13 protein-coding genes and 2 tRNA genes are annotated in these 13812 nt (G+C 67.3%); 7 read left to right on the plus strand and 8 right to left on the minus strand.

The genetic code is table 11. The features are described 5' to 3' along the window. Window positions 1–13 precede the first annotated feature (13 nt). Window positions 14–1042, minus strand: coding sequence for an NAD(P)H-dependent glycerol-3-phosphate dehydrogenase (locus tag RCP38_RS12515; protein ID WP_308473273.1), 1029 nt, complete (start codon window positions 1040–1042; stop codon window positions 14–16). A 61-nt stretch (window positions 1043–1103) separates the two neighbouring features. Between RCP38_RS12515 and cofC the strand changes: the two genes are divergently transcribed. The 3 genes from cofC (at window position 1104) to mutT1 (ending at window position 4974) form a co-directional block, all read left to right on the plus strand. Beyond that, window positions 1104–1790: a 2-phospho-L-lactate guanylyltransferase gene (gene cofC / locus RCP38_RS12520; protein ID WP_373692351.1), complete on the plus strand. Its 687-nt coding sequence runs from the start codon at window positions 1104–1106 to the stop codon at window positions 1788–1790. Further along, window positions 1783–3987 carry an RNA degradosome polyphosphate kinase gene (locus RCP38_RS12525; protein ID WP_308473274.1) on the plus strand — a complete coding sequence of 735 codons (2205 nt, stop codon included), beginning with the start codon at window positions 1783–1785 and terminating at the stop codon, window positions 3985–3987. The genes cofC and RCP38_RS12525 overlap by 8 nt, the downstream gene beginning before the upstream one ends. A gap of 63 nt (window positions 3988–4050) precedes the next feature. Beyond that, complete coding sequence (mutT1, locus tag RCP38_RS12530) at window positions 4051–4974, plus strand: 8-oxo-(d)GTP phosphatase MutT1 (protein WP_308473275.1); 924 nt, start codon at window positions 4051–4053, stop codon at window positions 4972–4974. 51 nt (window positions 4975–5025) lie between these two features. Here the strand turns inward: mutT1 and RCP38_RS12535 are convergent, their stop codons facing one another. The 3 genes from RCP38_RS12535 to leuC form a co-directional block, all read right to left on the minus strand. After that, the gene (locus tag RCP38_RS12535) at window positions 5026–5733 is read right to left on the minus strand and encodes an HU family DNA-binding protein (protein ID WP_308473276.1); all 708 of its coding nucleotides are present in this window, start codon (window positions 5731–5733) and stop codon (window positions 5026–5028) included. A gap of 188 nt (window positions 5734–5921) precedes the next feature. After that, the gene (leuD, locus tag RCP38_RS12540; protein ID WP_308473277.1) at window positions 5922–6518 is read right to left on the minus strand and encodes a 3-isopropylmalate dehydratase small subunit; all 597 of its coding nucleotides are present in this window, start codon (window positions 6516–6518) and stop codon (window positions 5922–5924) included. Between the two features lie 28 nt (window positions 6519–6546). After that, complete coding sequence (leuC, locus tag RCP38_RS12545; RefSeq protein WP_308473278.1) at window positions 6547–7965, minus strand: 3-isopropylmalate dehydratase large subunit; 1419 nt, start codon at window positions 7963–7965, stop codon at window positions 6547–6549. Window positions 7966–8020: 55 nt separating this feature from the next. Here leuC and RCP38_RS12550 point away from each other — a divergent pair, with 55 nt between their 5' ends. Both RCP38_RS12550 and RCP38_RS12555 read left to right on the plus strand, forming a co-directional pair. Beyond that, window positions 8021–8722, plus strand: coding sequence for an IclR family transcriptional regulator (locus tag RCP38_RS12550; RefSeq protein ID WP_308473279.1), 702 nt, complete (start codon window positions 8021–8023; stop codon window positions 8720–8722). 35 nt (window positions 8723–8757) lie between these two features. Continuing rightward, window positions 8758–9258, plus strand: a complete 501-nt coding sequence (locus RCP38_RS12555) for a PPOX class F420-dependent oxidoreductase (RefSeq protein ID WP_308473280.1) — start codon at window positions 8758–8760, stop codon at window positions 9256–9258. Window positions 9259–9325: 67 nt separating this feature from the next. Here the strand turns inward: RCP38_RS12555 and RCP38_RS12560 are convergent. From RCP38_RS12560 to RCP38_RS12575, 4 genes are all read right to left on the minus strand, one after another. Next, window positions 9326–9398 (minus strand) — tRNA-Glu (locus RCP38_RS12560). Between the two features lie 73 nt (window positions 9399–9471). Beyond that, window positions 9472–9543, minus strand: a tRNA-Gln gene (locus tag RCP38_RS12565). A 100-nt stretch (window positions 9544–9643) separates the two neighbouring features. Next, complete coding sequence (gene gltX, locus RCP38_RS12570; RefSeq protein WP_308473281.1) at window positions 9644–11116, minus strand: glutamate--tRNA ligase; 1473 nt, start codon at window positions 11114–11116, stop codon at window positions 9644–9646. Beyond that, window positions 11113–11901, minus strand: a complete 789-nt coding sequence (locus tag RCP38_RS12575; protein ID WP_308473282.1) for a fumarylacetoacetate hydrolase family protein — start codon at window positions 11899–11901, stop codon at window positions 11113–11115. The genes gltX and RCP38_RS12575 overlap by 4 nt, the downstream gene beginning before the upstream one ends. 109 nt (window positions 11902–12010) lie before the next feature. Between RCP38_RS12575 and RCP38_RS12580 the strand changes: the two genes are divergently transcribed. After that, a complete protein-coding gene (locus tag RCP38_RS12580; RefSeq protein ID WP_308473283.1) occupies window positions 12011–13267 on the plus strand; it encodes an MFS transporter in 1257 nt (418 codons plus the stop codon). A 27-nt stretch (window positions 13268–13294) separates the two neighbouring features. Next, window positions 13295–13804, plus strand: coding sequence for a diaminobutyrate acetyltransferase (gene ectA, locus RCP38_RS12585; protein WP_308473284.1), 510 nt, complete (start codon window positions 13295–13297; stop codon window positions 13802–13804). The last annotated feature ends 8 nt before the right edge of the window (window positions 13805–13812 follow it).

Genomic DNA, 13812 nt, shown 5'->3' on the forward strand with positions numbered 1-13812 from the left:
AACCGGCGCCGGCCTACTCCGGTTTGGTGCGACGTCCCAGCAGCAGTGCCACGGCCTCGGTGACCGATAGGCCCTCGTGACAGACCCGGTACACGGCATCGGTCAGCGGCATCTCCACGTCGTAGCTCGACGCCAGCGCGAGCACCGACTGGCACGACGTCACGCCCTCGACCACATGGCCTTCCGCGGTGCTCAGCAGCCCCGTCGAGCCCGGTACCGGCGGCATCTCCTCACCCCGGCCGAGCCGCTCGCCGAACGAGCGGTTGCGCGAATGCGACGACGTGCAGGTGGCCACCAGGTCACCGACCCCGGCCAGCCCGGCCAGCGTGGCGCCCTTGGCGCCCAGCGCCACGCCCAGCCGGATGATCTCGGCCAGCCCGCGGGTGATGATCGCGGCCGCGGTGTTCTCCCCCAGCCCGACCCCGGCAGCCATCCCGCATGCCAGGGCGATGACGTTCTTGCAGGCCCCACCGATCTCGGTGCCGATGACATCGGCGTTGGTGTAGGGCCGCAGGTAGGCGGTGCGCAACATCCGCTGCAACGCCACCGCGCGCCCGGAGTCGGTGCAGGCGACCACCGTCGCCGCCGGCTGACCGGCGGCGATCTCGGCGGCCAGGTTGGGCCCGGACACCACCGCCACCTGTCCGGGATCGAAGCCGCTGACCGCCGTGATCACCTGGCTCATCCGCATCAGGGTGCCCAGTTCGATGCCCTTGGCGACGCTGACCAGGGTGGCCCCGTCGTCCAGATAGGGCGTCCAGGATTGGAGGTTGGCGCGCATGGTCTGCGCCGGGACGGCCAGCACCACGGTGGTCAGCCCGTCCAGCGCCTCGGCGGGGTCATCGGTGGCGTGCACGGCGTCGGGCAACACGATTTCCGGCAGATAGCCGGGATTGCTGCGGGTTCGGTTGATCTGTTCGGCGACATCGGGCCGGCGTGCCCACAGCCGGACCTGGCCGCCCGCGTCGGCGAACACCTTGGCCAGCGCCGTGCCCCACGCGCCGGCCCCCATCACCGCAACCGTGTCCTCGGTCCCGACCATCTGCGGTCACCTCCCTTATAAGGGCATCACCCTATCGGGGATCGCGGGCGACGCTGGCAGGATGTCTGTCGTGCAGTCAACACAGGCCGACGTGTCCGGTATCGGCCTGATCATCGCGGTCAAACGACTCAACGTGGCGAAGACCAGGCTCGCGCCGGCGTTTCCAGCGCCTCTTCGGGAGGCTGTCGTGCTGGCCATGCTGGTCGACACCATCACCGCCGCATCGGCCGCTCGGGGACTGGCGCACATCACCGTGGTCACGCCCGACGAGTCCGCCGCCGCGGCCGCCGCCGAACTGGGCGCCGAGGTCCTCGAGGATCCGACACCGGACGGTCACCGCGACCCGCTGAACAACGCCTTGGCGGCCGCCGAGGGATCCGTCGTCGCTAAAGTCCCCAATGTTGTTGTGCTGCAAGGTGATCTACCAGCCCTGCAAGCGTACGATCTCGACGAGGCGATCGCGGCGGCCCGCCCTCACCAGCGCAGTTTCGTCGCGGACCGGCATGGCATGGGCACCGCGGCCCTGTTTGCCTTCGGTGTCCCGTTGAACCCGCGGTTCGGCCGGAATTCATCGAAGCTTCACCGTGAATCGGGTGCGCTGGAGCTCACCGGCGCCTGGCCGGGCCTGCGCTGTGACATCGACACACCCGCGGATCTGGTGGTGGCGCGCCGGCTCGGGGTAGGCGCGGCGACGACTCGTGCGCTCGCGCATGCGAAGTTCATTGGCGGCAACACCCGAGATGAGTAATGATTTGCCGGTGGACGATATCGAGGCCGGCGAACTCACCGAAGCACCCGCTGACAAGACCGACTGGCAGCCGCGCGACACCGCTCCCGCCGCCCCGACCGCTCCGCCGGCTGCCACCACAACGCTGCCGGACGCCGATGAGTTGCCACCCGACCGGTATCTCAACCGTGAACTGAGCTGGCTGGACTTCAATGCGCGGGTGCTGGCACTGTCCGCCGACACCTCGCTGCCGCTGTTGGAGCGGGCCAAATTCCTGGCGATCTTCGCGTCCAACCTCGACGAGTTCTACATGGTGCGGGTCGCCGGCCTCAAGCGGCGTGCCGAGATGGGGCTGTCGGTGCGCTCCGCGGACGGTCTGACCCCGCGTGAACAACTGCGACGGATCGGCGAACAGACCCAGCAGATCGCCACCAGCCACGCACGGGTGTTCCTCGAATCGGTGCGCCCGGGACTCGCCGCCGAAGGCATCCACGTCGTCACCTGGGCCGACCTGCTGCCGACCGAACGCGACAAACTCTCGGTGTACTTCCACGAGCAGGTGTTCCCGGTGCTCACGCCGTTGGCCGTCGACCCGGCGCACCCGTTTCCGTTCGTCAGCGGGCTCAGTTTGAACCTCGCGGTGACGGTGAAGCGGCCCGAAGACGGCGGGAGTCATTTCGCGCGCGTCAAGGTGCCCGACAACGTCGACCGCTTCGTGGTCCTCGATTCCACCGATCCCGACAGCGCCAACGGCGTCCGCTTCCTGCCCATGGAGGAGTTGATCGCGGCGTTCCTGCCGGTGCTGTTCCCCGGCATGGAGATCGTCGAGCACCACGCGTTCCGCATCACCCGGAACGCCGATTTCGAGGTCGAAGAGGACCGGGACGAAGACCTGCTGCAGGCGCTGGAGCGGGAGCTGGCCCGGCGACGGTTCGGCTCACCGGTTCGCCTCGAAGTCGCCGACGACATGACCGAGCACATGCTGGAACTGCTGCTGCGCGAACTCGATGTGAATCCCGGTGACGTCATCGAGGTGCCCGGACTGCTCGACCTGTCCTCGCTGTGGCAGATCTACGGCCAGGACCGGCCCGATCTCAAGGATCGCACGTTTGTCCCCGCGACCCACCCGGCCTTCGCCGAACGGGAAACCCCCAAAAGCATTTTCGCCACCCTCCGGGAGGGCGACGTGCTGGTCCACCACCCGTACGACTCGTTTGCCACCAGCGTGCAGCGGTTCATCGAGCAGGCGGCCGCCGATCCCGGCGTGCTGGCGATCAAGCAGACCCTCTACCGCACCTCCGGTGATTCACCGATCGTGACCGCGCTGATCGATGCTGCCGAGGCCGGCAAGCAGGTGGTGGCCTTGGTCGAGATCAAAGCGCGATTCGACGAGCAGGCCAACATCAAGTGGGCACGCAAACTGGAGCAGGCCGGGGTGCACGTGGTCTACGGCCTCATCGGCTTGAAGACGCACTGCAAGGTCTGTCTCGTGGTGCGCCGGGAAGGGTCGACGATCCGGCGGTATTGCCACATCGGCACCGGCAACTACAACTCCAAGACCGCCCGCCTCTACGAAGACGTGGGACTGCTGACCGCCGACCCGGACATCGGCGCGGATCTGACCGATCTGTTCAACTCGCTGACCGGCTATTCGCGGAAGGTGGCCTACCGCAACCTTTTGGTGGCACCGCACAGTGTCCGGAACGGGATCATCGAACGCATCGAACGCGAAGTCGCCGCCCATCGTGACGGCGGCAACGGCCGCATCCGACTCAAACTCAACTCTTTGGTCGACGAGCAGGTGATCGACGCGCTCTATCGCGCCTCCCGGGCGGGGGTGCGCGTCGAATTGTTCGTGCGTGGGATCTGCGCCCTGCGGCCCGGAGTCGAGGGATTCTCCGAAAACATCCATGTCCGCTCGATTCTCGGCCGGTTCCTGGAGCACTCCCGCATCATCCACTGCCGCGCCGTCGACGAATTCTGGATCGGTAGCGCCGACATGATGCACCGCAACCTCGACCGCCGGGTCGAGGTGATGGTGCAGGTGAAGAACCCCCGGCTGACCGCGCAGCTCGCCGACGTGTTCGACTCCGCGATGGATCCGGCCACCCGCTGTTGGGAACTCGGACCGGACGGCCGATGGACGGCCTCACCGCAGGCCGGCGCGACGGTCCGCGATCACCAGGCATCGTTGATGGAGCGGCACCGCAATCCCTGACACCCCGGCCTATCCCCGCGAACGGGCAACCGATCAGACCCGGAGGAGCGCAAGGTGCTCGAAATGACAGAGTCGAAGGGACCCGGGACGGCGGAGAAGACCGTCCACGCGGCCGGCGCGGTGCTGTGGCGGCAGCGGCGCAACGCCGTCGAGGTGGCGCTGATCCACCGTCCGCGCTACGACGACTGGTCCCTGCCGAAGGGCAAGGTCGACCCGGGCGAGACCGAACCGGTGACGGCGGTGCGGGAGATCTTGGAAGAGACCGGCCAATACGCACACCTGGGGCGCCGGCTGGGGTCGGTGCGCTACCCGGTCCGCCAGGGCATCAAGAAGGTCCGCTACTGGAGCGCCCGAGCCCTGGGCGGCGACTTCGTGCCCAATGACGAGGTCGACGACATGGTCTGGCTGCCGGTGGCTGCCGCGATGAAGGAACTGGTCTATCCGTTCGACCGGAAGGTCTTGCGGCGGTTCGCCAAAGCACCCGCGGACACCGAGACCGTACTGCTCGTGCGGCACGGCACCGCGGGACGCCGCTCACGGTTCTCCGGCGATGACACTCAACGGCCGTTGGACAAGCGCGGCCGCGCTCAGGCAGAGGCCCTCACCGAGTTGCTGCTGGCTTTCGGGGCCGGGACCGTACATGCGGCCGACCGGGTCCGGTGCCGGCAGACGGTGGAGCCGTTGGCCGCCGAACTCGGTGTGGCGGTTCACAACGAGCCGATGCTGACCGAGGAGTTCTACGCCGACAATGCGGCGAAGGCCCGCAACCGGGTGATCGAGATCGCCGGCCAGCGCGGCACCCCGGTCATCTGCACTCAGGGCAAGGTCATCCCGGACCTGATCTCGTGGTGGTGTGAGCGCGACGGCGTCAAACCGGACAAATCACGCAATCGCAAGGGCAGCACCTGGGTGCTCTCCCTGGCGGACGGCCGACTGATCGCCGCCGACCATATCGGCAGTCCCCTGGCGGAGCCGGCGGCCGGATAGCAACGACCGAGCGCCGCGAGGGAGACCCTCGCGGCGCTCGGCTATGCGTTGTTACTTACGGCCTTTACGGGCCGGAGCCTTGGTCGCGGTCTTCTTGGCGACGGCTTTCTTCGCCGGAGCCTTCTTGGCCACAGCCTTGGTGGCGGCCTTCTTGGCGACGGCCTTCTTCGCCGGAGCCTTGGTCACGGCCTTCTTCGCCGGAGCCTTGGCCGCGGTCTTCTTGGCGACAGCCTTCTTGACCGGAGCCTTGGCCGCGGTCTTCTTGGCGACGGCCTTCTTCGCCGGAGCCTTGGCCGCGGTCTTCTTGGCGACGGCCTTCTTCGCCGGAGCCTTGGCCGCGGTTGCCTTGGTGGCCTTGGCCGCGGTCTTCTTGGCGGCCGCCTTGGTCGCCTTCTTGGCCGGCGACTTCTTGGCCGCCTTGGCTGCGGTGGCGCTCACACCGGCACCGCGCTTGACCGCCAGCCCCTCGGACGGGACACGCTGCGCGCCAGAAACAATCGCCTTGAACTGGGCGCCCGGGCGGAATGCGGGAACAGACGTCGGCTTTACCTTGACCGTTTCACCGGTGCGGGGATTACGGGCGACGCGGGCGGCGCGACGACGGCGCTCGAAGACACCGAACCCGGTGATGGTGACGCTCTCACCCTTGTGGACCGCACGCACAATGGCATTGACGAAATGCTCGACGGCTTCGGTCGCCGACCGACGGTCGGTGTCCAATTCCTTTGTGAGCACCTCGATGAGCTCTGCTTTGTTCATCCAATCCCTCCGAGACCAGTGGCCCTACTTGAGCCGACTAGAGCACACGGTAATCCCTGATACCAGTGATATCCAAGAGCCACGCGCAATTTCAGGTGAGATTATCGGCGAATTCCGGCAATCCGGTTACCTCCCTTGGAGGCTGGAAAGACCGTTCACATCGCCGAAATTCGGCTCGGCAACCCGCCTTAAGTAGCGGGCAGCGTGCGCGGCTTCCACACCGGCCGTGCCGCCTCGAATGAATCGATTTCATCGAGTTTCCGCAGCGTAAGGCCTATATCGTCGAGTCCTTCGGCCAGCCGCCAGGCGGTGTAGTCGTCAATCGTGAACGCCACCACCACCGTTCCGGCGGTGATATTCCGATCTTGAAGATTGACAGTGATTTCCAGCCCCGGGTTCTGCTCGATGACTTTCCACAGCAGTTCCACATCGTCTTGAGCCACCTGAGCCGCCAACAGGCCGGCCTTACCCGCGTTACCGCGGAAGATGTCGGCGAACCGAGAGGAGATCACCACACGGAAGCCGTAGTCGAGCAGCGCCCACACCGCATGTTCCCGAGACGATCCGGTACCGAAATCCGGGCCGGCCACAAGCACCGAACCGCGGTCGAACGGGCTGAGATTCAGCACGAACGAGGGGTCGGTACGCCAGGTGGCGAACAGGCCGTCCTCGAATCCGGTCCGTGTGATCCGCTTCAAATAGACCGCGGGAATGATTTGGTCGGTGTCGACATTGGAACGCCGCAGCGGGACTCCGATTCCGGTATGGGTGTGGAACGCTTCCATGGCTTGACTCCTTTAAATACCGTGTCGGTCAGTTCAAGTCGGAGGGCGCCGACAGCGTCCCGCGGACGGCGGTGGCCGCGGCGACGACCGGGGAGACCAGATGGGTACGCCCGCCCTTGCCCTGCCTGCCCTCGAAATTGCGGTTGGAGGTCGACGCAGACCGCTGACCGGGTTCGAGCTGGTCGGGATTCATGCCCAGGCACATCGAGCAGCCCGGCTGACGCCACTCCGCCCCGGCCGCGATGAAAACCTCGGATAGCCCTTCGGCTTCGGCCTGATTGCGCACCCGCATCGATCCGGGCACCACCAGCATCCGCACTCCGTCGGCGACCTTGCGCCCACGCAGTACCTCGGCCACCGCCCGCAGATCCTCGATACGCCCGTTGGTGCACGACCCGACGAAGACCGTGTCGACGGCGATGTCACGCAGCGGCATGCCCGGCTGAAGGTCCATGTAGGCCAACGCCTTCTCCGCGGCCCGCCGTTCGGCCTCGTCGACGATCGACTCGGGGTCGGGAACGTCGGAACCCAGCGGCGCCCCCTGCCCGGGGTTGGTGCCCCAGGTCACGAACGGAGTGAGCGCGTCGGCGTCCAGGTAGACCTCGGTGTCGAACTGCGCGCCGGGGTCGGTGCGCAGGCTGCTCCAATAGGCCACCGCGGCGTCCCAGTCGGCGCCGGTGGGTGCGTGTGGACGGCCCTGCAGGTAGTCGTAGGTGGTCTGATCCGGCGCGACCATGCCCGCCCGGGCACCGGCTTCAATGCTCATGTTGCAGATCGTCATCCGGGCTTCCATCGACAACGCCTCGATGGCACTGCCCCGGTATTCGATGACGTAGCCCTGTCCACCGCCGGTGCCGATCTGGGCGATCACCGCCAGGATGACGTCCTTGGCGGTCACCCCCTCCGCCAGCCGGCCGTCGACGTTGACCGCCATGGTCTTGAACGGCTTGAGCGGCAACGTCTGGGTGGCCAGCACGTGCTCGACCTCGGAGGTGCCGATTCCCATCGCGAGCGCGCCGAACGCGCCGTGGGTCGACGTGTGGCTGTCGCCGCACACGACCGTGGTGCCCGGTTGGGTCAGGCCCAGTTGCGGCCCGATGATGTGCACGATGCCCTGGTCGATATCGCCCATCGGGTGCAGCCGAATGCCGAATTCGGCGCAGTTGTGCCGCAGCTTCTCGACCTGGGTACGCGAGACCGGGTCGGCGATCGGCTTGTCGATGTCGACGGTGGGAACGTTGTGATCCTCGGTGGCGATGGTCAGATCCGGGCGCCGCACCGGCCGGCCCGCCAGCCGCAGTCCCTCGAAGGCCTGCGGGCTGGTCACCTCATGCACGAGATGCAGATCGATGTAGATGAGGTCGGGTTCGGTGCCGCCGCCGGAGACCACGACGTGGTCCGCCCAGACCTTTTCGGCCAGGGTGCGAGGCTGCTCGGTCTTGGACATTGCTGCCATCCCCAAATCTGCACAGTCTCATATTTTGAGACGCTAGTATCTGTATATGGGACAGCATAGCGGCATCGGCGTTCTCGACAAAGCGCTGGCGGTATTGCACACGGTTGCCGAATCCCCCTGCGGGCTGGCCGAACTTTGCGATCGCACCGGACTGCCCCGCGCCACCGCGCACCGCCTGGCGGCCGGGCTCGAAACCCACCGGCTGCTCGGGCGCGACGCCGACGGCCGCTGGCAGGTCGGCCCCGCGATCGCCGAGCTGGCGGCCCGAGCCGACGATCCGCTACGGGCGGCCGGTGCGGCGGTGCTGCCGCGGCTGCGCGAGCTCACCGGCGAGAGCGCCCAGCTGTATCGCCGCGAAGGCTCCGAACGGGTCTGCGTGGCGGCACTGGAACCTCCTGCGGGGCTTCGTGACACCGTTCCCGTGGGCACCAGACTTCCGATGACCGCCGGGTCGGGAGCAAAGGTCCTGCTGGCCTACGCCGATCCCGCCGTTCAACAGCAAGTGCTGCCCGAGGCCAAGTTCACCGGCCGCGCCCTGTCCGAGGTGCGTCGGCGGGGCTGGGCGCAGAGCGTCGCCGAACGCGAGCCCGGTGTGGCCAGCATCTCGGCGCCGGTGCGTGACCGGAGCGGCACCGTGGTGGCCGCCATATCGGTGTCCGGTCCGGTCGATCGGATGGGACGGCGCCCCGGGGCGCGCTGGGCCGACGACCTGCTCGCCGCGGCCGACGAGCTCGCTGCCCGGCTGTAGGCACCCGTCCGCCGACCACCTGCCACACTGCTGGGATGGGAACCAAACAGCGCGCACAGATCGTCATGACCGACGCCGAGGTCGCCGACTTCGTCAACAACCACCGGACCGGAACGCTGGCCACCATCGGGCCCGACGGTCAGCCGCACCTGACCGCGATGTGGTACGCGGTACTCGACGGCGAGATCTGGCTCGAGACCAAGGCCAAGTCGCAGAAGGCGGTCAACCTGCGCCGCGATCCGCGGGTCACCTTCCTGCTCGAGGACGGCGAGACCTACGACACGCTGCGCGGCGCGGCGTTCGAGGGGGTCGCGGAGTTCTTCGACGACCCGGACACCCTCTTCCGGGTCGGGGTGAGCGTCTGGGAGCGCTACACCGGCCCCTACACCGACGAGATGAAGCCCGGTGTCGACGCGATGATGAACAACCGGGTGGCTGTGCGCATCGTCACAGCGCGCACCCGGTCGTGGGACCACCGCAAGCTCGGCTTGCCGGCCATGCCACTCTCCGGCTCCACCGCGCCGGTCGCGGACTGATCCGCCGCGGCGCCGCCCGCCAAACGCACAAGGCCCGCACCTTCACAGGTGCGGGCCTCTTGCGTTGTACCCCCGATGGGATTCGAACCCACGCTACCGCCGTGAGAGGGCGGCGTCCTAGGCCGCTAGACGACGGGGGCTAGAACATTTCCGGGTTGCCAGCATAGCTCAACCCGCGCAGACCGCCTAATCGCTTGTGGCGGACTGCTTTTGCTGGGGTACCAGGACTCGAACCTAGAATGGCTGAACCAGAATCAGCTGTGTTGCCAATTACACCATACCCCATTGGCCTGCCCATTACTGCTGGTCAGAGTGCCGGTGAGGCATTTCTGGCCAGCCGTTCTTGGGCCGACGAGCAGACTACCAAACTTCTACGGCGAAGTTGTCATCGAGCTTGCCCGACACCCTCTCGGGCCGCCCGAAGCCTGGTCAGGCTACGTGCCGAGCCCAGCAGTTCCAACGACTCGAACAGCGGCGGGCTGACCAGACCGCCGGAGACGCCCACCCGGATCGGGCCGAACGCCTTACGCGGCTTGAGCTCCAGACCATCCAGTAGCGCCGCTTTGAGCGCAGCCTCGATGTTGGCGGTGGTCCACTCCCCCAGCCCGTCCAGCGCGGCGATAGCGGCGTCCAGGACCGGCGCGGCGTCGGGCCCCAACTCCTTGGCGGCCGCACGGGGGTCCAGCTCGTAATGGTCGTCGTTGAAGAACTTCAACAGGCCCCAGGCATCGCCGAGCACCACGATGCGGGTCTGGACCAGCGCCGCCGCCGTCGAGAAGCCCGCCTCGTCGAGTCCGGTGTCGTGACCCTGGGACTCCAGGTAGGCGCGCAGTCGTGCGGTGAAGTCCTCCAAGCCGAGCAGCCGGATGTGCTCGGCGTTGAGCGCATCGGCCTTCTTCTGATCGAAGCGGGCCGGATTGGAGTTGACGTCGACCACATCGAAGGCCGCCACCATCTCGTCGAGGCTGAACACGTCACGGTCGTCGGCGATCGACCAGCCCAGCAGCGCCAGGTAGTTCAGCAGGCCCTCCGGGATGAAACCGCGATCCCGGTGTGCGAACAGATTGGACTGCGGATCACGCTTGGACAGCTTCTTGGTTCCCTCGCCCAAAACCGTTGGCAGGTGTCCGAATTCCGGGATCCGATCGGCCACCCCGATGCGCATCAACGCCTGGTACAGGGCGAGCTGCCGGGGCGTGGACGGCAGCAGGTCCTCGCCGCGCAGGACGTGGGTGATCTTCATCATGGCGTCGTCGACCGGGTTCACCAGTGTGTACAGCGGATCGCCGTTGGCGCGCGTCAGGGCGAAGTCGGGCACCGTGCCCGCGGGGAACGTCGTCTGCCCGCGGACCAGGTCGTTCCAGCCGAGATCGGCGTCGGGCATCCGCAGCCGCACCACGGGTTTGCGGCCCTGCGCCAGATAGTCGGCTCGCTGCTCGGCGGTCAGGTCCCGGTCGAAGTTGTCGTAGCCCAGCTTGGGGTTGCGACCGGCGGCGAGATGGCGGGCCTCGACCTCCTCGGGGGTGGAGAACGCCTCATAGGCCTCGCCCGCTTCCAGTAGCCGGGCGACCACCCCGCGGTGCAGGTCGGCGCGTTCGGACTGCCGGTAGGGCCCGTAGGGACCGCCGACCTCGGGGCCCTCGTCCCAGTCCAGGTGCAGCCAGCGCAGTGCGTCGAGCAACGCCAGGTAGCTCTCCTCACTGTCGCGCTCGGCGTCGGTGTCTTCGACCCGGAAGACCAAGGTGCCGCCGGTGTGGCGGGCGTAGGCCCAGTTGAACAGCGCGGTACGGATCAGCCCGACGTGCGGGGTGCCGGTCGGCGACGGGCAGAACCGGACACGAACACCAGATGTGGTCACGACTTTCCTTTGCGGATAACGGGGTTGGACAACGTGCCGATGCCTTCGACGGAGACGGACACGGTGTCACCGTGTTCGATGGGACCGACCCCTTCGGGGGTGCCGGTGAGAATGATGTCGCCGGGCAACAGCGTCATGACCGCGGAGATCCACTCCACGATGGCGCCGACGTCGTGCATCATCAGCGAGGTCCGGCTGTCCTGTTTGAGCTCCCCGTTGACTTCGGTGCGGATCGCGAGATCCTGCGGGTCCAAGTCGGTGACGATCCAGGGGCCGATCGGGCAGAACGTGTCGTGGCCCTTGGCTCGCGTCCACTGGCCGTCGGACTTCTGCTGATCACGGGCCGAAACGTCGTTTCCGATGGTGTATCCGAGGATGTTGTCCCTGGCCCGCGCGGCGGGAACGTCCTTACAGGGCCGGGAGATGACCACGGCCAGCTCCCCCTCGAAGTGCACCGGGGATGCATTGGCGGGCAGTTGGATCGGCACGCCGGGTCCGATGATCGCCGTGTTGGGCTTCAGGAACATCGTCGGGTTGGCCGGTGGGGTGCCGCCCATCTCGGCGATGTGGGCCGCATAGTTCTTGCCGATGCAGACCACCTTGCTGGCCAGGATCGGGGCCAGCAGGCGTACGTCGGCCAGCGGCCAGGTCCGGCCGGTGAATTCCGGCGTTCCGAACGGGTGCTCGGCGATCTCACGGGCGGTCATCTCGTGTGGCCGGTCCGGGTCCCCTTCAAGACTGACGAAGGCGACACCGTCCGGGCTGGCAATTCGGCCTAGGCGCATACCGGCAAGCCTAATCGGGATCGCCGGCGCCGCGGAGCGGGCCGAAGCGGGTCGATGTCTTACCGCGCAGCGCTCCCCCGGCCGGGCGTCGCTGTGAAACCATGAGCGGATGTCGACCGAGTCGCTGAGCAAGGCAGCTCGCTGGTCGGTTGTGGTGGTCGCACTGCTGGCCACCATGTGCTCGTTCGTCTTCATCAACGGCATCGCCTTCGTGATCCCCATGCTGGAGACCAAGCGGGAGACCAATCTGGCGATGGCCGGCCTGCTGGCGTCGATGCCGAGTTTCGGCATGGTGCTGACCCTCTTCGCATGGGGCGCCCTGCTGGATCGGATCGGCGAGCGGATCGTGCTGTCCGTCGGCTCGGCGCTGACCGCCCTGGCCACCTTCGCGGCCGCGTCGATGCACTCCCTTATCGCGGTGGGCGCGTTCCTGTTTCTGGGCGGTATGGCCGCAGCCAGTGCCAACAGCGCCAGCGGTCGCCTGGTCACCGGCTGGTTCCCACCCCACCAACGCGGACTGGTGATGGGCATCCGCCAGACCGCGCAACCCCTCGGTATCGCGTTGGGAGCCGAGGTGATTCCGGAACTGGCCGAGCACGGGCTGGCCCGGGCACTGATGTTCCCGGCCACCCTGTGCGCCGTGGCGGCGGTGGCATGTGCGATCGGGGTGGTCGACCCGCCACGAGCGCCGCGTTCGGCTGCTTCCGGCGCGGAGCTGGCCAACCCCTACAGCGGTTCGAAGGTGCTGTGGCGCATCCACCTGTCCTCGGCGCTGCTGATGGTTCCGCAGGGTGTGATCGCCACCTTCATGCTGGTGTGGTTGATCGTGGACACCCACTGGTCGATCGCGGCGGCGGCCGGCCTGGTGACCGTGTCGCAGTTGATCGGTGCGGTCGGACGTGTGGCGGCCGGCCGGTGGTCCGACCGGGTGCGTTCACGACTTCGGCCGATCCGCAGCCTGGCACTCGCCGGTGCGGTGGCGATGCTGGCACTGGGCATCGCGGATCACCTGCACTCCCATCTGGCCGAGGCGGCGATGGTCGTCGCGGCGGTGATCACCGTGCTGGACAACGGGTTGGCGTCCACCGCGGTCGCCGAGGTCGCCGGACCGTATTGGGGCGGTCGCGCGCTGGGCATCCAGAACACCACTCAGCGTCTCACCGCCGGGATCGCACCGCCGCTCTTCGGCGCGCTGATCGGCACCGTCGGTTACCCGCTGGCCTTCGCGCTCTGCGGGTTGTTTCCACTGGCGGCCCTGCGCTTGGTTCCGGTCAGCGCCGAACCCGAGGGACGTTCGGTGTTGGAGGCGTTGCGCACCCTGCGGGTACCCCCGGGGCCGCCGCCGGACCCGTCGGCCACCCCCTGAACCGACCACCAAGTACCGTCGATACGTATGACCGATACCGCTGACGTTCGACTCCGGACACCGACGGTGGCAGACGGCCCGGCCCTGTGGCAGATGGCCGTCGACAGCGTCACCCTCGATGTGAATGCCCCCTACGCCTACCTGTTGTGGTGTCGGGACTTCGCCGCGACTTCGGTGATCGCCGAGGTGAACGGGGCGCCGGGGGGCTTCATCACGGGATATCGCCGCCCCGACCAGCCCGCAACCCTGATGATCTGGCAGGTGGCGGTGAACACCGCCCATCGTGGGGTCGGCCTGGCGGGCCGGATGTTGGACCATCTGGCGACCGCACTGACCCCCGCCGGCGTCACCCATCTTGAGACGTCGATCACACCGGATAACGACGCCAGTCGGCGGTTGTTCACCGCGTTCGCCCGCAGATGGGATGCAGCCCTGGAATGTTCTGAGCTGTTCGGAGCCGGTTTATTCCCGGAATCACATCTGGCCGAAGAGTTGTTTCGCATTGGCCCCTTGCGGGTACCCCCAAGTCGTTTCTGAAGGCGTGG

The sequence above is a fragment of the Mycolicibacter sp. MU0083 genome (assembly GCF_963378075.1).
Classification (GTDB): domain Bacteria; phylum Actinomycetota; class Actinomycetes; order Mycobacteriales; family Mycobacteriaceae; genus Mycobacterium; species Mycobacterium kokjensenii.